The sequence below is a fragment of the Kitasatospora sp. NPDC040550 genome (assembly GCF_055594965.1).
Map to the genome: position 1 here is coordinate 136,390 of NZ_JBVIWC010000022.1, position 19,318 is coordinate 155,707.

A 19,318-nucleotide genomic window follows, 5' to 3' on the forward strand; every position below is an offset into this window, starting at 1 on the left:
GCAGTGACCGCGCACCGGTGAGCGTCGACGCCGGACTGCTCTCACCGGTCTGGGCGGGCACCGACGCGCTCCGAACCCTGGGCGACGAGGCATGGGTCGCCGCGATGCTGGAGACCGAGGTCGCGCTGGCCCGTGCCCAGGCGTCCCTCGGCGTGATACCCGCCGACCTGGCGGGAGCGATCGCCGAGGGCGCCGCGAGAGCCCGGATCGACGTCGTGGAGCTGGCCGCCGAGGCCCGCGGCGCCGCCAACCCGGTCGTCGTCCTGGTCCGGGAGCTGACGGCGGCGGTCGCCGCCGTCGACCCCGCCGCGGCCGGGTACGTGCACCTCGGCAGCACCAGCCAGGACATCCTGGACTCGGCCGCGATGCTGCTCGGCGCGAGAGTGCTGGCCGACATCCGGCAGAACCTCTCCCGGGTGGCCGCGGCGCTGGCGAAGCTCGCCGACGAACACCGCACCACCCCGATGGCCGCCCGCACCCTGGCCCAGCACGCCGTGCCCACCACCTTCGGCTTGAAGGCGGCCGGCTGGCTGGACTCGGTGCTGGACACCGTCGAGCGGGTCGACCGCACCGCCGCCCTGCTGCCGGCCCAACTGGGCGGCGCGGCCGGCACGATGGCGGCCTACCAGGAGTACGCCCGGGCCACCCCGGCCGACCGGCCCGGCCACGGGATCGAGCTCGCGGCGCGGTTCGCCGCCGAACTCGGCCTGCGTGAGCCCTCCGCCCCCTGGCACAGCCTGCGCGTCCCGCTGAACGACCTCGGCTGGGTGCTCAGTTCCGTCACCGGGACGCTGGGGAAGTTCGCCCTGGACGTCCAGGGGATGTCCCGGACCGAGGTCGGCGAGGTCGCCGAACCGGCCGCCGCAGGCCGCGGCGTCTCCTCGGCGATGCCCCAGAAGCGCAACCCGGTGCTGGCCACCCTCATCATGGCGGCCGCCCGTCAACTGCCCGCCCACGCCCTGATCCTGGCCCAGAGCATGGTGGCCGAGGACGAGCGGGCGCCCGGCGCCTGGCACGCCGAGTGGCAGCCGCTGCGCGAGGCGCTGCGGCTGGCCTCGGGCGCGGCGTACACGGCCGTGGAACTCGCCGAGGGCCTGGAGGTCTTCCCGGAGCGGATGCGGGAGAACCTGGCGCTCACCGGCGGCTCGATCGTCTCCGAGCGGCTGAACGTCGCCCTCGCCCCGCTGCTGGGCAAGGCCGAGGCGAAGAAGCTGCTCGCCGAGTGCGCCCGCCGGTCCGCCTCCGGCGTCGCTTCGTTCACCGAGGTGATGGAGGCCCGGGCGGACCTGGTGGCCAAGCTGCCGGCCGGCGTCACCGTCCAGGACCTGCTGGCCCCCGAGGGCTACCTGGGTGCCGCCGAACAGCTGGTGGACCGCGTGCTGCGGCGCCACCAGGAGAACCACGCGTGAAGGAGCCAGCATGAGTGACCTCTCCCCGGCGGTGCGCCCCCGCGGGCTGCGCGGTCCGGTGGCGTTCTGGCTGATCGCCACCACCCAGTGCCTGCTGCTGTTCGCCTCCAGCGCGCCGTCCCCGCTCTACGTGGTCTACCAGGCCAAGTGGGGCTTCTCCTCGATCACCCTGACCGAGGTGTTCGCGGCCTACGCCCTGGCGCTGCTGGTCGCGCTGCTGGTGGTCGGCGGACTGTCCGACTACGTCGGCCGGCGGCCGGTGCTGCTCGGCGCGCTCGTCGTCGAGGTGGTCAGCATGGCGCTGTTCATCCGCGCCGACGGCGTCGCCTGGCTGATGGCCGCCCGGGTGGCGCAGGGCCTGGCCACCGGCGCCGCGACCGGGGCGACCAGCGCCGCGCTGCTGGACCTCGCCCCGCAGCACCGGCCCAGGCTCGGCCCGCTGGTCAACAGCGCCGCGCCGATCGTCGGCCTGGCACTGGGCGCGCTCGGCGCGGGCCTGCTGGTCCAGTACGCACCGCACCCGCAGACCCTGGTGTACGCGCTGCTGCTCGCGGCCTTCGTGCTCTGCGCGCTGTGCGTCCCCGCGCTCGCCGAGACCTCGCCGCGCCGGCCGGGCGCGCCGGCCTCGCTGACGCCGCGGATGGGCATCCCGCGCGAGGCCAGGCCGATGTTCCTGGTGGTGGTGCCCTGCCTGTTCGCGGTCTGGGCGCTGGGCGGCCTCTACATGTCGCTCGGCCCGTCGATCGCGGCCGGCATCCTGCACATCTCCAACCACGTCATCGGCGGCCTGGTCATCTTCGCGCTGACCGGGACGGGGGCGATCGGCTCGCTGCTGCGCCGCAACCACCCGCCGCGGCAGACCATGACCCTCGGCTTCGTCGCCTTCTTCATCGGGGTCGGCGCCACCCTGGGCGCCCTGGCCGCGGCCTCCACCCCGCTGTTCTTCGTCGGCACGGTGATCGCCGGGTACGGCTTCGGGACGGGCTTCCTGAGCGCCTTCCAGACCGTCGGGCCGCTGGCCGGACCGGACGTCCGCGCCGAACTGATCGCCAGCATGTACGTCGTCTGCTACCTGGGGTTCAGCCTGCCGGCCGTCGCCGCCGGGGTGGCCGTGGGCCACATCGGGTTGAAGTCCACCGCGACGGTGTACGGCATCGCCGTGATGGTGCTCGCGGTGGCCGCCACCGCGGGGCTGCTGGTGCAGCAGCGCAAGGAGCAGCGCCTGCAGCGCGACGGGAGCGAGCCGGTGCCCGTCTCCGGGTCGGCGCGCCGCTGACCGGAGACCGGCTCCCCACGACCCCGTCCCCGTCCCCGTCCACGTCTACCCGAGGTGCTTCCCATGACTGACGACAACCGGCCGGCCGGGTACGACCCGGCCGAGGTGGACGTCCTGCGCCGGTTCCTGCAGACCGCCCGGCGCGACCCGGACGCCGTCGCCGTGGTCGACGACACGTCGACCGTGACGTACGGCGAACTGGAGCGCCGGGTACGGCGGATCGCCGCCCGGCTCGGCCCGGACTGCGGCACGGTGGCCGTACTGACCTCCCGCTCCGCGGACACCGTGGCGGCGCTGCTCGGCGTGCTCGCGGCCGGCGGCACCTACTGCCCGATCGACCCCGCGTTCCCGCTGGAGCGCAAGGCCGCGCTGCTGGCGGCCGCCGAGGTCCGCAGCGCGATCGCCGCGGACCCCGGGCGGCTGCCCGCCGGGGTGCCGGTGCTGGACCCGTCCGACGCCGCGGGCACCGGGGAGCCCGACGGCTTCCCGGCGGGCCGGCTGCCCGACCCCGATCCGGCCGCCCCCGCCTACCTGCTGTTCACCTCCGGCTCCACCGGGCAGCCCAAGCCGGTGGTCACCCCGCGCCGGGCGATCGGCGCCTCGGTCGCCTCGCTGGCGACCCTGTTCGCGGTCGCCCCCGGCGACCGGGTGCTCCAGTTCGCCTCGCTCAACTGGGACACCTGCTTCGAGGAGATCCTGCCCGCGCTCACCGTCGGCGCGACCCTGGTCTTCGACGCGGACGCCTACTCGGCCTCCTTCCCGCGCTTCCTGCGGATGGTCGAGCGGCACCGGATCACCCTGCTGGACCTGCCCACGGCGTTCTGGCACGAGTTCGTCAACCACCTGACCGAGGAGCGGGCCGCCCTGCCGGAGAGCCTGCGCACCGTCGTCATCGGCGGCGAGGCGGCCCGGCCGGCCCGGATCGACGACTGGTGCGCGCTGCCCGGCGCCGACGCGGTCCGGCTGGTCAACACCTACGGCTGCACCGAGACCACCCTGGTCACCCACGCGATCGACCTGCACGGACCGCTCGCCGGCCCGGCCGTCCTCGTGGGGACCACCCGGGTCGTGCCGATCGGCCGGGCGCTGCCGCACGTCCGGGAGCAACTCGGCGAGGAGGGCGAACTGCTGATCGGCGGGGACGGGCTGGCGCTCGGCTACCGGGGCCTGCCGGAGGTCACCGCCGAGCGGTTCGCCGAACTCGACCTGCCCGGCGCGCCGGGGCGCTACTTCCGCACCGGCGACCGGGTCCGCCGGGAGCCGGACGGCGTCCTCGTCCACCAGGGCCGCCTGGACGAAGAACTCAAGGTCCGCGGCATCCGGGTCAGCCCGGGCGAGGTGGAGGCCCAGATCTGCGCCCACCCGGACGTGGCGGCGGCCGCCGCCACCGGCGCCGCGCTGGGCGACCACACCGTCCTGGTCGCCTATGTGACACCCCGTCCGCACGCCGACACCGCCACCCTCGCGGCCGGGCTCGCCCGGTACCTGCGCCAGTCGGGGCCGAGCCACCTCGTACCGTCCCGGATCACCGTCGTGCCCGAACTCGTCCTCACCGCGAGCGGCAAGGTCGACCGGCGCCGGACCCACCAGATGTACGCAACCAGCAACTGAAGCCAAGGAGAACGACCGTGTCCACCGTTGGTACCGTCGACAGCGTGATCGGCATCTTCGGCCGGGTCCTGGAATCAGACCAGGTGACCGCCGACTCGGACTTCTTCGACCTGGGCGGGGACTCCCTGCTCGCCACCCGGGTGCTCAGCGGGGTCGCCCGCGAATTCGGCGCGGAGTTCGGCATCGCCGAGTTCATCGACGCCCCGACCCCGGCCGCCCTGGCCAAGCTGATCGAAGGTGCGGCCCGATGAGCGTCATCGTCGTCGGCGCCGGCCTCGCCGGACTCACCGCCGCCACCGAACTGGCCGCCAGAGGCGTCGAGGTGACCGTCCTGGAGGCCCGCGACCGGGTCGGCGGCCGCACCCACGGCATCGAGGTCGCCCCCGGCCAGTGGGCCGACGCGGGCGCCGCCTACCTCGGCGAGCGCCACACCGAGCTCAAGGCACTGATCGAGCGGCTCGGCCTGGCCACCGCGCCCACCACCATGCTCGGCCAGAGCCGGTTCTCCCTGGGCGGCGACCCGGAGAGCACCGACGGCCGCTTCCCGCCGCTCAGCCCGATCGCCCTCGGCGAGATGTTCGACCTGCTGGACGAGGTCACCAAGGCGGTCCGCGCGGACGCCCCGCACCTCACCCCGGACGCGGAGCGGCTGGACCGGCTCACCGTGGCCGAGTGGATCGAGCAGAACGTCCAGCACCCCGACGCCAAGCTGTTCTTCCCGCTGTTCCTCGGCGAGATGATGGCCGCCGACCCGGCCGACGTGTCGGTGCTGCACATGGCCTTCTACCTGAACTCCGGCGGCGGCATCCGCTACCTCAACGCCTTCCAGGGCGGCGCCCAGGAGGAGCGGGTCGACGGCGGCGCGCACCGGCTGAGCGAACTGCTGGCCGACAAGCTCGGCGACCGGGTGCTGCTCTCCCGGCCGGTGCGCCTGGTCGAGCAGATCGGCGACCGGGTCCGGGTCCACACCGACCAGGGCGTGCACGAGGGCGACAGCGTGGTCATCGCGCTGCCGCCGCTGCTGGCCGACACCATCGAGTTCCGGCCCGGGCTGCCCGCGCCGCGGTCGAGCTCGGCCACCGCGCGGGGCTGCGCCGTCAAGGTCCACCTGATCCACCCCAAGCCGCTCTGGCGCGACCACGGGCTGTCCGGCTGGTCGGTCAGCTCCGACGGGCCGCTGCTGTCCACCGTGGACGACTCGCCTCCCGGTGAGGGCGTCGGCATCCTGACCGGCTTCGTCACCGGCAGCGAGGCCCGGACCTTCGCGGCCCTGCCCGCCGAGGAGCAGCGCACCGCCGTCCTGGCCCAGGCCCGGCGGCTCTTCCCGCAGCTGCCCGAGCCGATCGGCTACCACGTCACCGACTGGATCAACGAGGAGTACAGCCGCGGCTGCTACGCCGCGCTGTTCGGGCCGGGCGACTGGCTGGCCCAGGGCCCGCAGCTGACCGAGCCGTTCGGCCGGGTGCACTGGGCCGGCACGGAGACCAGCACCGAGTTCTTCGGGCTGATGGAGGGCGCGATCCGCTCGGGCCTGCGGGCGGCGGAGGAGATCGCTCCGGTCGACTGACCGGCCCCGAGCGACTGATATATCGTCACATCGCTGTGGTGGGTGCCGGTACCGATCGCGGTACCGGCATCCGCCCGCGCCCAGGACCCGACAGCCCCAGGAGCCCACCCATGACCAGTGATTCGGCGGCGCCGGAGGCGGAGGCCACCGCCCGGCGCTGCGCGGAGGCCATGTACGCCGACGACCGGACCTGCCAGGCGCTCGGCATCACCATCGACCAGGTCGGCCCCGGCCGCGCCACCGCGCACCTCAAGCTCGCCGACACCATGGTGAACGGCCACGGCACGGCGCACGGCGGCTACCTGTTCCTGCTCGCCGACGCGGCCTTCGCCTACGCCTGCAACACCCACGGCGTCGCCACCGTGGCCCAGGCGGCCCAGGTGACCTTCCTGCGCCCGGCCTCGGCCGGGGACGAGCTGGCCGCCGAGGCGGTGGAGCGCTCCCGGTTCGGCCGCAGCGGGATCTACGACGTCACGGTGCGCCGGGCGGACGGCAAGGTGATCGCCGAGTTCCGCGGCCAGAGCCAGTCGCTGCCCGGCCAGCCCGTCCCGTCCTCCCGCCCGCAGTCGAAGGACCGGTGATCCCCATCGACACCACACCCGACATCCGGCCCTGGGACCGGCGGGCGCTCCAGGTCACCGAGGAGATCATCGACCGGGTCGAGGCCAAGGACCTCGACCGGCCGACCCCCTGCTCGGAGTGGACGCTGCACAAGCTGCTGGCCCACATGATCGGCCAGAACCACGGCTTCGCCGCCGCCGCCGAAGGCGTGCGGACCGAGCGCGCAGACTGGGCCGACCGAGAGTTCGGCGACGACTGGGCCGGCGCCTTCCGGGACTCCTCGGCCCGGGTGAGCCGGGCCTTCGCCCGGGAGGGCGTGCTGGACACCGAGTTCTGGCTGCCCGAGGTCCGCGGCGGACAGATGTTCCCGGCCCGTACGGCGATCGGCTTCCACTTCGTCGACTACGTGGTGCACGGCTGGGACGTGGCCGCCGCGATCGGGGTGCCCGCCGCGTACGAGGCCGAACTGCTCGACGCGGTGCTGCCGTACGTCGAGGAGGTGCCGGACGGGAGCAACCGGCTCCAGCCCGGGTCCTCCTTCCGGCCGGGGCTGCCCACCGGCAGCACCGACCGGCTGGACCGGATCCTGGCGATGCTCGGCCGCTCGCCCCGCTGGCCGGCCGAACCTGGCGAAGCGGCCGAACCGGGCGACGCGGCCGGAGCGGGCGCACCGCGGTCCGGCTCCGCGGGGCCGGGGGAGCCGGGCGCCGGGGCGTGATCCGCGCGCGCAACCTCCCGCTGCTGCTGGCCGCGACCTTCGCCGTCTTCTCCGACTACGCGCCACTGCTCTCGGTGGTGCCGCTCTGGTCCGCGACCGGGGGCTCCTCGGACGTCGGCGCCGGGGCGGCCACCGGGGTGACCATGGGCGCGGGCATCCTGGTGCAGCTGTGCATGGGCCGGCTGGTCCCGGCGCTCGGCCTGCGCCGGCTGCTGATCACCGGCTCCCTGCTGCTCAGCCTGCCGACGGCGGCCTACCTGCTGTCGCCCGCGCTGGGGTGGGTGCTGGCCGTCTCGGCCGTCCGGGGCGCGGGGTTCGGCATGGCCGCCGTGGCGGGCAGCGCGCTGGCCGCCGAACTGGCCCCGCCGGGCCGGCGGGCCGCGGTGGTCGGCTGGTACGGGGCCGCGGCGGGGCTCCCGCAGGTGATCTGCCTGCCGCTGGGGGTGTGGTGCGCGCAGACCTTCGGCTTCCCGGCGGTGTTCCTGGGCGCGACGCTGCTGGGCGGGCTCGCGGTGCCGCTCGCGTGGGCGCTGGTGGTGCCGGCCGCGGAGCCTGCCGTGCTGGAGGCCGCGGTGGAGCCGTCCGCGCTGCCGCCGACGGCTCCACCGCACCCGCCGGCCGGCGGACTCGCGCCGCTGGTCGGCCTGTTGGCGCTGCTGGCCGCGAGCGCGGCCGCGGTGGGCGGCGTCACCTCGTTCGTGGCCTTCGCACTGCCGGCCCCGGGAGCGGCGGCGGTGGTGCTGTTCGCGCTGTCCGCCGCCATGATCCTGGGCCGGCTGGCGGCGGGCGGGCTCGCCGACCGGATCGGCGAGGGCCGCACGCTGGTCCCGGCGGTGATCGCCGCGGCCCTCGGCACGGGCGGCATCGCCGCGGCGGTGCTGCTCACCGCTGCGGCGACGGTCCCGGCGGCCCTGGCGGCCGTGCTCTGCGGGGCGGGGTTCGGGGCGTTGCAGAACGAGACCCTGGTGCTGGTGTTCGCCCGGACCGGACCGGCCCGCCGCGGCACGGCCAGCACCGCCTGGAACATGGCGTACGACGTGGGCACCGGGGCCGGCTCCCTGCTGGTCGGTGTCGCCTCCCGGCTGGTCGGGGTCGGTGGGGCCTTCCTGTTGTCGGGCGCGGTGGTGGCCGCGGTGCTGCCCGGGGCATGGGCGCGCCCGAAACCGGGGGAGTCGCAGCCGGGTCGGCCACAGCCGGGTCAGCCCCGGCCCGACCCGTCGCGGCCCGGTCAGGCCGGCGCGGGGACCGGGACCCGCCGGCGGACCTGACCGGGAACGGTGGCGTCCGCCAGTCGGGCCGCGCACTCCGCGATCGCCCGGATCCGGGCGTTCTCCTCGGCGGTGCGCCAGATCAGCGCCACCGGCGCCGGTGGCAGGTCGTGGATCCGGACGAACGCCACGTCCGGCTGGGCGTAGTAGCGGGCCACCGACTCCGCCAGTGGCGCCACCCCCTTCCCGGCGGCCACCAGGGACAGGATCTCCTGGCAGGTCTGCACCTCCTGCCCCCGGCGCAGCACGTGCCCGGCGGGCGTCGCCAGCGGTAGGTGGAAGTCCCGCCAGTAGTCGGGCGCGGTGTTCGCCAGCGCGAACACCGTCTCGTGCGCGATCTCCTCGATCGAGATCGACTGCCGCTCCGCGACCGGGTGGTCCAGGGCGACCGCCAGCATCCGCGACTCCAGGCCGATCACCGGCCCCACCGTGATGTCCGGCTCCTCGATCGGCAGCCGCACCACCAGCGCGTCCACCTCGCCCCGGCGCAGCGGGCCGAGCAGGTCGCTGCAGGCCACCTCGTGCAGGGTGATGTCGCACTCCGGTGCGTACGCCTGGCCGGCGCGTATCAGGCCCGCCGCGTACGACCCGCCGGCCGCACCGGTGAAGCCCAGCCGCAGCTGCCCGTCGACGCCGCAGGCCTGGGCCACCGTCTCGGAGTACGCGGCGGTCATCTCCTGGTAGAGCGGCTTCAACCGGTCGACCAGGCCCACCCCCAGTTTGGTCAGCCTGACCTGACGGCTGGTCCGCTCGAACAGCTGGCCGCCGATGCGCTGCTCCACGTCCCGCAGCGTCTGGCTGACCCTGGACTGCGACACGCGCAGTCTCTTGGCGGCCTGCCCGAAGTGCAGTTCCTCCCCGAGTGTCAACAGTGTCCGTACCTCGCGCAGATCCAGCACCGGAACCGCCCCCTCCCGAATAGACATGTCTGCCTCAACAGATCGCACGGTCCTTACAATGCCTCATGACCAGCCGCCTGTTCGGGTAATCCTCAGTCTCCCGAACCCGGAAGCGTCGGTTCACGCAGTGGCCGATTTCGTGCGGTGGCGGCCGACTCGCGGCGTGCCGGGCGAGTGTCCGGGCGGCCCCCGGAGCGGCCGGGTCACGGGCGGCGCGAGGTGGCGGAGCGCCCGGGGACCCCGGCCGGACGGCCCCGGTGCGCCCATTCCCGTCAGTCCCGATACTCGATGAGGTGTTGACGCGACTAAGGACGCTGATACTCTGTCGACCACGCAGACAGCTCAGGGGTGCATGCCGACTACGGGGAACGGGTCGGCGGGGACCGGGGCTGGACCGGGTGACGGTGCATCAGGCCACTTGAGGGAGTGGCCCGTTGTGCCGTGCCCGGTCGCCTGCGGTCCGATTGTCCGGGGTTCACGGGGGTGCATCGATGCAGGGCATGGCTGGGCGCGAAGCGGACGGTCTCCCGTCCCGGGCGGTCGCGGTGGTCGGCATCGGCTGCCGCTTCCCGCAGGCGGACGGGCCGGAGGCGTTCTGGCGGCTGCTGCGCGCCGGTGGGGACGCCGTCACCGAGCGCCCCGGCGACCGGGGACCGGCCCGCGGCGGCTTCCTCGACCGGGTAGACGCCTTCGACCCGGAGTTCTTCGGCATCTCCCGCCGCGAGGCCGTCGCGACGGACCCGCAGCAGCGGTTGGCGCTCGAACTGGCCTGGGAGGCCCTGGAGGACGCCAGGACCGGACCGGCCGGGCTCGCCGGCAGCCGGACCGGCGTCTTCCTCGGCGTGATCGCCGACGACTACGCCACGCTGCTGCACGGCCTCGGCCCCGAGGCGGTCACCGGGCACACCCTGACCGGACTCCAGCGCGGGGTGACCGCCAACCGGATCTCCTACGCGCTGGGCCTGCACGGGCCGAGCCTGGTGGTGGACACCGGACAGTCCTCCTCGCTGGCCGCCGTGCACCTGGCCTGCGCCAGCCTGCGCAGCGGCGAGTCCGAACTCGCCCTGGCCGGCGGGGTGAGCCTGATCCTGGCGCCGCAGAGCACCCTGGCCCTGGAACGGGCCGGGACGCTCTCACCCGCCGGGCGCTGCCACACCTTCGACGCCCGCGCCGACGGCTACGTCCGCGGTGAGGGCGGCGGGATCGTCGTCCTCAAGCTGCTGGACGCCGCCGTCCGGGACGGCGACCGGATCCACGCCGTCATCCGCGGCAGCGCGCTGAACAACGACGGGGCCACCGAGACGCTGCCCACCCCCGGCCGGGAGTCGCAGCGGCGGGTGCTGCTCGCGGCCTGCGCCGACGCGGGCGTCGAGCCGGGCGAGGTCCAGTACGTCGAACTGCACGGCTCGGGCACCCGGGCCGGGGACCCGGTCGAGGCCGCCGCGCTCGGCGCGGCCCTGGGCGCCGCCCGTACGCCGGGCGACCCCCTGCTGGTCGGATCGGTCAAGACCAACATCGGCCACCTGGAGGGCGCGGCCGGGATCGCCGGGTTCATCAAGGCCGTGCTGTGCGTCGGCGCGCGCGAACTCGTGCCCAGCCTGAACCACACCGGGCCCGGCGGGCGGATCCCGCTGGACGCCCTCAACCTGGCGGTCAACACCGGGCTCCGGGACTGGCCCGCGCCGCAGCGGCCGCTGCTCGCCGGGGTCAGCTCCTTCGGCATCGGCGGCACCAACTGCCACGTGCTGCTGGCCGACCGGCGCGCGGGCGAGCCCGCACCGGTGGGCGGCGGGGGCGCGGCCGGGGCGCTGCCCTGGGTGCTCTCCGGGCGGGACGAAGGCGCGCTGCGGGACCAGGCGGAACGGCTGCGCGCCCGGGTGGCGGAGCGTCCGGACCTCGAGCCGGCCGCCGTGGGCCGCTCGCTCGCCGTCACCCGCAGCACCTTCGAACAGCGCTGCGTCGTCGTCGCGGACGACCGGGAGGCCTTCCTCGCCGCCCTGGCGGCGCGGGCCGCCGGGCAGCCGTCGGCGGCCGTGGTCGAGGGACGGCACGACGGGCCGCCGGTCCGTCCGGTCTTCGTCTTCCCCGGCCAGGGCTCGCAGTGGGCGGGCATGGCGGCGGAGCTGCTCGACGGCTCGCCGGTCTTCGCCGAGCGGATCGAGGCCTGCGCGCAGGCCCTCCGTCCTTACGTGGACTGGTCGTTGACCGAGGTGCTGCGCGGCGCCGAGGGCGCGCCGGCGCTGGCGGGCGACGAGGTGATCCAGCCCGCGCTGTGGGCGGTCATGGTGGCGCTGGCCGCGCTGTGGCGCTCGGCCGGGGTGGAGCCCGCCGCCGTGGTGGCCCACTCCCAGGGCGAGATCGCCGCCGCCACCGCGGTGGGCGCGCTGTCGCTGGAGGACGGCGCGCGGATCGTCGCGCTGCGCAGCCGGGCGCTGAACCGGATCGCCGGCCGCGGCGGACTGCTGTCCGTCGAACTGCCCGCCGGGGAGGTCGAGTCGGACCTCGCGGCGGTGGACCGGGCACTGTCGGTCGCGGCCGTCAACGGCCCCGGGCACACCGTGGTCGCCGGCCCGCCCGGCGCGCTCGACGCACTGGCCGCCCACTACGGGCCGCGGGTGCGCACCCGCCGGGTGCCGATCGACTACGCCTCGCACAGCGCGGCCGTCGAGGAACTGCGGGAGGAGCTGCTCACCGCCTTCGCCGGGATCGCCCCGCAGGCCGTCGAGGTGCCGTTCCACTCCACCGTCACGGCGGCGCCGGTGGACACCGCGGAGCTGGACGCCCGCTACTGGTACCGCAACCTGCGCGAGCCGGTGCGCTTCGGGCCGGCCGTCGAGCAGCTGCTGGACGCGGGCCACACCGCCTTCCTGGAGATCAGCCCGCACCCGGTGCTGGCGCTGGGCGTCCGGCAGGCGATCGACGCGCGCGGCGGCGCGGGCGCGGTGCTCGGCACGCTCCGGCGCGGGCGCGGGGACCGCCGCCGCTTCCTCACCGCGGCCGCCGAGGCCTTCGTCCGGGGCGTCGCGGTGGACTGGGCGGCGCTGCTGCCCGGCTCGGCGCCGCTGGTGGACCTGCCGACGTACCCGTTCCAGCGGCGCTCCTGCTGGCCGGCGGGGCTGCCGGGGGCGGTGCCGGAGGGGAGAAGAGCCGTGGTGGAGGCGGCAGTTCGGCCTGCCGGGCAGCAGGCCCCGCCCGCCCCGCAGGCCCCGCCCGCCCCGCAGGCCCCGCCCGCCCCGCAGGCCCCGCCCGCCCCGCAGGCGCCCGTCGCACTGCGGGCCCCCGCTGTGGACCAGCGGGCGCTGCTGGAGCTGGTCCGGAGCCACACCGCCGTGGTGCTGGACGCCGGTTCGGCCGCGGAGGTCCGGCCCGGCCGGACCTTCCGGGAGCTGGGCCTGGACTCCGCGATGGCGCTCGAACTGCGTGACCGGCTGTCGGCCGCGACCGGCCTGACGCTGGAGAGCACCGTCCTGTACGACCACCCGAGCCCGGCCGCCCTGGCCGTCGCGATCGGGGCGCTCCGCACCGGCCCGGTGCCGGTCGAGCAGCCCCCGGTACCGGCCGGAACCGGGGCGCCGGAGTCGGACGGGGCGCCGGACGGGCCGCCGGAGCCCGACGAGGACGACCCCGTGGTGATCGTCGGCATGGCCTGCCGCTACCCCGGCGGGGTGCGCTCGCCCGAGGACCTGTGGCGCCTGGTCGACGCCGGGACGGACGCCACCGGGGACTTCCCGGAGGACCGCGGCTGGGACCTGGCCGCACTGTTCCACCCGGACCAGGAGCGGACCGGGACGTCGTACGTCCGCCGTGGCGGCTTCGTCCGGGACGCGCCGGACTTCGACGCGGAGTTCTTCGGGATCAGCCCCCGCGAGGCGCTCGCCATGGACCCGCAGCAGCGGCTCCTGCTGGAGGTCGCCTGGGAGGCGCTGGAGCGTGCCGGGATCGACCCGACGGCGCTGGCGGGCAGCCGGACCGGCGTCTTCGCCGGGGTGATGCACGCCGACTACGGGCCCGGCATGGAGACGGCCGGCCCCGGCGTCGCCGGGCACCTGCTGACCGGCACCAGCGTGAGCGTGGTCTCCGGCCGGATCGCCTACCTGCTCGGTCTGAACGGCCCGGCGCTGACCGTGGACACCGCCTGCTCGGCCTCGCTGGTGGCGCTGCACCAGGCGGTGCGCTCCGTGCGCTCCGGGGAGTGCACGCTCGCCCTGGCCGGCGGCGTCACCGTGATGGCCACCCCCGGCATGTTCGTGGAGCTCTCCCGCCAGCGGGTGCTGGCCGCCGACGGCCGCTGCAAGGCGTTCTCCGCGCAGGCGGACGGCACCGGCTGGGGCGAGGGCGCCGGCATGGTGGTGGTCGAGCGGCTCTCCGCCGCCCGCCGGCACGGCCACCCGGTGCTGGCGGTCGTCGCGGGCAGCGCCGTCAACTCCGACGGCGCCTCCAATGGGCTGTCCGCGCCGAACGGCCTCGCCCAGCAGCGCGTCATCGAGGACGCCCTCGCCGACGCCGGGCTCACCCCGCGGCAGGTCGACGCCGTCGAGGCGCACGGCACCGGCACCGCGCTGGGCGACCCGATCGAGGCGAACGCCCTGCTGGCCACCTACGGGCAGGACCGGGACGGGCGTCGGCCGTTGTGGCTGGGCTCGCTCAAGTCCAACATCGGGCACGCCCAGGCGGCGGCCGGCGTCGGCGGCGTGATCAAGATGGTGCAGGCGATCCGGCACGCCACCCTGCCCGCGACCCTGCACGTCGACCGGCCGTCCCCGCACGTGGACTGGACGGCCGGGGCGGTGGCCCTGCTCGACCGGGCCCGCCCCTGGCCGGAGACCGGCGGGCCCCGGCGCGGCGGCGTCTCCTCCTTCGGGATCAGCGGCACCAACGCGCACGTCATCCTCACCGAGCCGCCCGTCGCCGCGGCCGGAACCCCGGAGCGGCCGCAGCGCCCGCCCGTGGTGCCCGTGCCGCTGTCGGCGCGCACCCCCGAGGCGCTGCGCGAGCAGGCCCGGCGGCTGGCCGCCGCCCCGCTCGACCCGATCGCGGCCGCACCGGCCCTGACCGCCCGTACGGCCTTCGACGAGCGCGCCGTGGTGATCGCCGCCGACCGCGCGGAGGCCGACCGGGCGCTGGACGCCCTGGCCCGCGGCGAGGAGCACCGCGCCGTCGTCACCGGCCGGGCCGGCGAGCCCGGGCGGACCGTCCTGGTCTTCCCCGGCCAGGGCGGCCAGTGGCGGGGCATGGCGGCGGCGCTCGCCGCCGAGAGCCCGGTCTTCGCGGCCCGGCTGGCCGAGTGCGAGCGGGCGCTCGCGCCGTACGTGGACTGGTCGTTGGCGGACGTCCTGGCCGGGGCGCCGCTGCTGGACCGGATCGACGTCGTGCAGCCCGCGCTGTGGGCCGTGATGGTGTCGCTGGCCGAACTGTGGCGCGCCGCCGGGGTCGTCCCGGACGCCGTGGTCGGCCACTCCCAGGGCGAGATCGCCGCCGCCGTGGTGGCCGGGGCGCTCTCGCTGGAGGACGGCGCCCGCGCCATCGCGCTGCGCAGCAGCGTGGCGATCGAGCTGATGGGCAAGGGCGCGATGGCCGTCGTCCCGCTGCCCGCGGCGCGGGTGCGGGAACGGCTCGTCGAGCCGCTGGCCGTCGCGGCGATCAACGGCCCCGGCAGTACGGCCGTGGCCGGGCCGCCGGCGGCGATCGCCGAACTGGTCGACGGCTACCGGGCCGAGGGCGTCGAGGCCCGGGTCATCCCGGCGGCCTTCGCCTCGCACTGCCCGGCGGTCGAACCGATCCGGGAGCGGATCCTGGCCGGGCTGGCGCCGCTCACCCCGCGCGAGGGCGGCACGGCGCTGATGTCCTCGGTCACCGCCGACTGGCAGGACGGTGCCGGGCTCGACGCCTCCTACTGGTACGCCAACCTGCGGCACACCGTGCGCTTCCAGGAGGCCGTCGAGGCGCTGATCGCCGCCGGCCACACCACCTTCGTCGAGGTCGGCCCGCACCCGGTGCTGGTCGCCAGCATCGGCCGGATCCTGGAGGAGGCCGGGGTCGAGGGGACGGTGACCGGCTCGCTGCGCCGCGAGGACGGCGGACTGCGCCGCTTCCTCACCTCCGCCGCCGAGGCCCACGTCCGGGGCCTTCCGGTCGCCTGGGACCGGCTCACCGGCCCCGGCACCGCCGCCGACCGCCCCGAACTGCCCACCTACCCCTTCCAGGGGCGGCGCTACTGGCTCACCGCCACCGCCGGACCGACCGGCACCGCCGACCTCGGCCAGGCCCCGGCCGACCACCCGCTGCTCGGCGCGGCCGTCGAACTCGGCGACGGCGAGACGGTGTTCACCGGACGGCTGGCCATCCGCAGCCACCCCTGGCTGGCCGACCACGTCCTCGCCGGGGCGGTCGTGCTGCCCGGCAGCGCCTTCCTGGACCTGGCCCTGCACGCGGGTGCCCGGTCCGGGGCCGCCCGGATCGAGGAACTGACCGTCACCGCACCGCTGGTGCTGCCCGCGGACGGCGCCGTCGACCTGCGGGTCCGGATCACCGGCGAGGACGGGGCCGGGCTGCAGACCTGCCGGATCTCCGGCCGGGCGACCGGCGGGGCGACCGGCGGGGAGTGGACCGAGCACGCCGCCGGCACCCTCGCGGTCGCGGGCCCCGCCGCCGTACCCGCACCGGAGGCCGGGGAGTGGCCGCCGGTCGGCGCCGTGCCGGTGCCGCCGGAGCGCGCGTACCAGGACCTCGCCCTGCACGGCCACGCGTACGGGCCGGTGTTCCAGGGGCTGACGGCCGCCTGGCGGCGCGGTGACGAGCAGTACGCCGAGGCCGTCCTGCCCGAACCGGCCGCCGAGGCCGCCGGGGCCCACCGGCTGCACCCCGCCCTGCTCGACGCCGCCCTGCACGGGCTGATCGCCGACGCGCTGGAGCGGCGGGGGCGGCGCACCCAGCCGCTGCGCTGGCGCGGCGTGACGCTGACCGGCGGCGCCGTCCCGACGGCCCTGCGGGTGCACGCGGTGCCCGCCGGGGACGGGGGCCTGCGGCTGACCCTGCGGGACGCCGCAGGGGCCGCGGTGGGGCTGGTCGAGTCGGTGGAGCTGTGTCCGGTCGCGGAGACCGGTGGCTCGGTCGATCCCGAAGCCGCCGCACGGGACTCGCTGTTCACCCTGGGCTGGGAGCAACTGACCCAGCCCGGAGCGGAATTGACAGAGCATCATTCGACTGTGCCCTGGGCGGCCCTCGACCTGGAGGCGCTGTGCACGGCGGCCGAGCCGCCGGCGCACGTCCTGGTGGACTGTCCGGCGGGCGCGGACGGGACCGATCCGGCGACGGCGGCCCGTACCGTGACCCGCCGGACGCGGGAACTGCTCGGCCGCTGGCTGGCCGAGGAACGGCTCGCCGGGGTCCGGCTGGTGCTGGTGACCCGTGGGGCGGTCGCCGTCCGGGACGGCGAGACCGTCCGGGACCTCGCCCAGACGGCGGCCTGGGGACTGGTGCGGACGGCCCAGGTCGAGCACCCGGGCCGGTTCGTCCTGGTCGACCTCGCCGCCGACCCGGTCGCTGCGTCCGGTGAGCTCGGTGTGCTCCGGGCCGCCGAGGTGCCGGCCGCCGCCCTGACGCCGGAGGAGCACCAACTGGCCGTCCGGGACGGTGCCGTCCTGGTGCCCAGGCTGCGATCCGCGGCGGGGGAGCGCGCGTTGGCCGTCCCGCCGGACGCGGCGGCCTGGCGGCTGGACCTGTCCGGGCCCGGCACCCTCGACGCCCTGGAGCTCCGCCCCTGCCCCGAGGCCGCCGCCGCACCGGGCCCCGGCCTGGTCCGGATCGCCGTCCGCGCGGCCGGGCTCACCTTCCACGACGTCCTGGGCGCGCTGGACCTGCACGCCGGGGACCCGGGCCCGCTCGGGCTGGAGGGTGCGGGCGTGGTCACCGCGACCGGTCCCGGGGTCACCGGGCTGGCCGTCGGCGACCGGGTGATGGGCCTGTTCCCCGCCGCCTTCGGCACCGTCGCCCACGCCGACCACCGCACCCTGGTGCGGATCCCCGAGGGCTGGTCCTTCACCCGGGCCGCCGCCGTGCCGGTCGCCCACCTGGCCGCCCTGCACGCCCTGGTCGAACTGGGCGGGGTGCGCGCGGGCGACGCCGTGCTGATCCACGCCGGGGCGGGCGGCGTCGGCACGGCCGCCGTCCAACTCGCCCGGCACCTGGGCGCGGAGGTCTTCGCGACCGCAGCCCCCGCCAAGTGGCCCGCCCTGCGCGCCCTCGGGGTGGACGACGCCCACCTGGCCTCCTCCCGCGAGCCCGGCTTCGGCGGGCGCTTCGCCGAACTCCCGTCCGGCGCACGGGGGATGGCGGTGGTGCTGAACTCGCTGACCGGGGAACCCGTCGACGAGTCCCTGCGGTCGCTGCGCCCCGGCGGACTGCTGGTCGAACTCGGCCGGGCCGACCGGCGCGACCCCGCCGAGGTGGCCGCCGCCCACCCCGGCGCCCGCTACCGGGCGATGAACCTGCTGGAGCTGGCGCCCGAGCACCTCGGCCGGCTGCTGCGCCGGGTGGTCGAGCTGTTCGCCGAGGGCGCGTTCGGCCGGGCCCCGGTGACCGACCTGGACGTGCGGCGCGCCCCCGAGGCCTTCGCGCTGCTGAGCCGGGGCGGGCACGTCGGCAAGGTCGTGCTGACCGTGCCGCCGGTCCTCGACCCGGACGGGACGGTCCTGATCACCGGCGGGACGGGCGCCATCGGCCGGGCCCTCGCCCGGCACCTGGTCGCCGCCCACGGCGCCCGGCGGCTCCTGCTGGCCGGACGGCGCGGCGCGGCCGCGCCCGGCGCGGCCGAACTCGCCGCCGAACTGGCGCGGTCGGGCGCCGAGGTGCGGTTCGCGGCGGTCGACGTCGCCGACCGGGCCGCCGTGGCCGCGATGATCGCCGCCGTCCCCGAGCGGCACCCGCTGACCGCGGTGGTGCACGCCGCGGGCGTGGTGGACGACGCCCCGATCACCTCGCTCACCCCCGACCGGATCGACCGGGTGATGCGGACCAAGGCCGACGGCGCCTGGCACCTGCACGAGTTGACCGCCGGCCACCCGCTCACCGCCTTCGTACTGATCTCCTCGGTGATGGCGACGCTCGGCGGCGCCGGGCAGGGCGGCTACACCGCCGCCAACGCCTTCCTGGACGCGCTCGCCCGGCACCGCCGCACCCAGGGCCTGCCCGGGCTCGCCCTCGGCTGGGGCCTGTGGGACGACCCGGACGGCATGCTCGGCGGGCTCGGCGCCGCCGACCGCGCCCGCTTCGCCCGGGCCGGACTGGTCGCGATGGCGCCCGAGCTCGGCCTCGCCCTGCTGGACGCGGCCCTGCCGTCCCCGCACGCGGCGCTGCTGCCCGCCCGGCTGGACCGCGCGGCGCTGCGCGAGCTCGGCGGCGACCTGCCGCCGGTGCTGCGCGGGGTCCTGGCGGCCGCCGGACCGCAGCGGCCGGGGAACACTCCCGGGCGGCGGAACCGGCCGCTGCGGGAGGAGCTGGCCGGGCTGGGCGCCGACGAACGCGCCGAGCTGCTCGCCGAGCTGATCCGCACCCAGATGGCCGCCGTACTGGGCTGCCGTCCCGAGGCCGTCCCGGCCGACCGGCCGTTCGGCGAGCTCGGCTTCGACTCGCTCACCTCGGTCGAGTTCCGCAACCGGCTCGGCGCGGCGACGGAGGTCAAGCTGCCCGTCACCCTGCTGTTCGAGGCGCCGACGCTGCCGGAGCTGGTCGCCGTGCTGGACGCCGCGCTCGTGCCGGTCGAGCCGGTGGCACCGGAGCCGGAGCCGGAGCCGGAGCCGGAATCGGCAGCTGAGGTGGCGGCGGAGACGGAGGTGGCGGCGGAACCGGCCGATCCGGCGGCGGACGTGACGGCGCTGATCGAGGCCGCCACCGCCGAGGAGCTGTTCGCCTTCATCGACCGTCAGCTCGCCTGACCCCTCGCCTCCTCCCCTCTCCTCCCACGCACGCAAGGACCGATCCGTCATGGCAACAGCACCAGTACCGGCAGCAG

Annotated in this window: 10 protein-coding genes; 9 read left to right on the forward strand and 1 reads right to left on the reverse strand. The window is 76.4% G+C overall.

The genetic code is table 11. The features are described 5' to 3' along the window. Positions 1-17: 17 nt before the first annotated feature. From ACZ58X_RS28875 to ACZ58X_RS28910, 8 genes are all read left to right on the forward strand, one after another. Complete coding sequence (locus ACZ58X_RS28875; RefSeq protein WP_470336534.1) at positions 18-1,409, forward strand: class-II fumarase/aspartase family protein; 1,392 nt, start codon at positions 18-20, stop codon at positions 1,407-1,409. 10 nt (positions 1,410-1,419) lie between these two features. Further along, the gene (locus ACZ58X_RS28880; RefSeq protein ID WP_470336516.1) at positions 1,420-2,685 is read left to right on the forward strand and encodes an MFS transporter; all 1,266 of its coding nucleotides are present in this window, start codon (positions 1,420-1,422) and stop codon (positions 2,683-2,685) included. Positions 2,686-2,748: 63 nt separating this feature from the next. After that, positions 2,749-4,296, forward strand: a complete 1,548-nt coding sequence (locus ACZ58X_RS28885) for an amino acid adenylation domain-containing protein (protein WP_470336517.1) — start codon at positions 2,749-2,751, stop codon at positions 4,294-4,296. 17 nt (positions 4,297-4,313) lie between these two features. Then, positions 4,314-4,547, forward strand: a complete 234-nt coding sequence (locus ACZ58X_RS28890) for a phosphopantetheine-binding protein (protein ID WP_360237721.1) — start codon at positions 4,314-4,316, stop codon at positions 4,545-4,547. Then, positions 4,544-5,863, forward strand: coding sequence for a flavin monoamine oxidase family protein (locus ACZ58X_RS28895; protein WP_470336518.1), 1,320 nt, complete (start codon positions 4,544-4,546; stop codon positions 5,861-5,863). The genes ACZ58X_RS28890 and ACZ58X_RS28895 overlap by 4 nt, the downstream gene beginning before the upstream one ends. A 110-nt stretch (positions 5,864-5,973) precedes the next feature. Then, entirely contained in the window at positions 5,974-6,444 is a 471-nt protein-coding gene (gene paaI, locus ACZ58X_RS28900) for a hydroxyphenylacetyl-CoA thioesterase PaaI (RefSeq protein ID WP_470336519.1), read from the forward strand. Continuing rightward, complete coding sequence (locus ACZ58X_RS28905) at positions 6,441-7,142, forward strand: TIGR03086 family metal-binding protein (protein WP_470336520.1); 702 nt, start codon at positions 6,441-6,443, stop codon at positions 7,140-7,142. Before paaI ends, ACZ58X_RS28905 begins: the two co-directional genes overlap by 4 nt. Further along, positions 7,139-8,410 (forward strand): MFS transporter, encoded by a 1,272-nt coding sequence (locus ACZ58X_RS28910; RefSeq protein WP_470336521.1) that lies wholly within the window; start codon positions 7,139-7,141, stop codon positions 8,408-8,410. Before ACZ58X_RS28905 ends, ACZ58X_RS28910 begins: the two co-directional genes overlap by 4 nt. Here the strand turns inward: ACZ58X_RS28910 and ACZ58X_RS28915 are convergent. Beyond that, positions 8,371-9,336 (reverse strand): LysR family transcriptional regulator, encoded by a 966-nt coding sequence (locus ACZ58X_RS28915; RefSeq protein ID WP_470336522.1) that lies wholly within the window; start codon positions 9,334-9,336, stop codon positions 8,371-8,373. The genes ACZ58X_RS28910 and ACZ58X_RS28915 overlap by 40 nt on opposite strands. 473 nt (positions 9,337-9,809) lie before the next feature. Between ACZ58X_RS28915 and ACZ58X_RS28920 the strand changes: the two genes are divergently transcribed. Beyond that, positions 9,810-19,241, forward strand: coding sequence for a type I polyketide synthase (locus ACZ58X_RS28920; protein ID WP_470336523.1), 9,432 nt, complete (start codon positions 9,810-9,812; stop codon positions 19,239-19,241). The last annotated feature ends 77 nt before the right edge of the window (positions 19,242-19,318 follow it).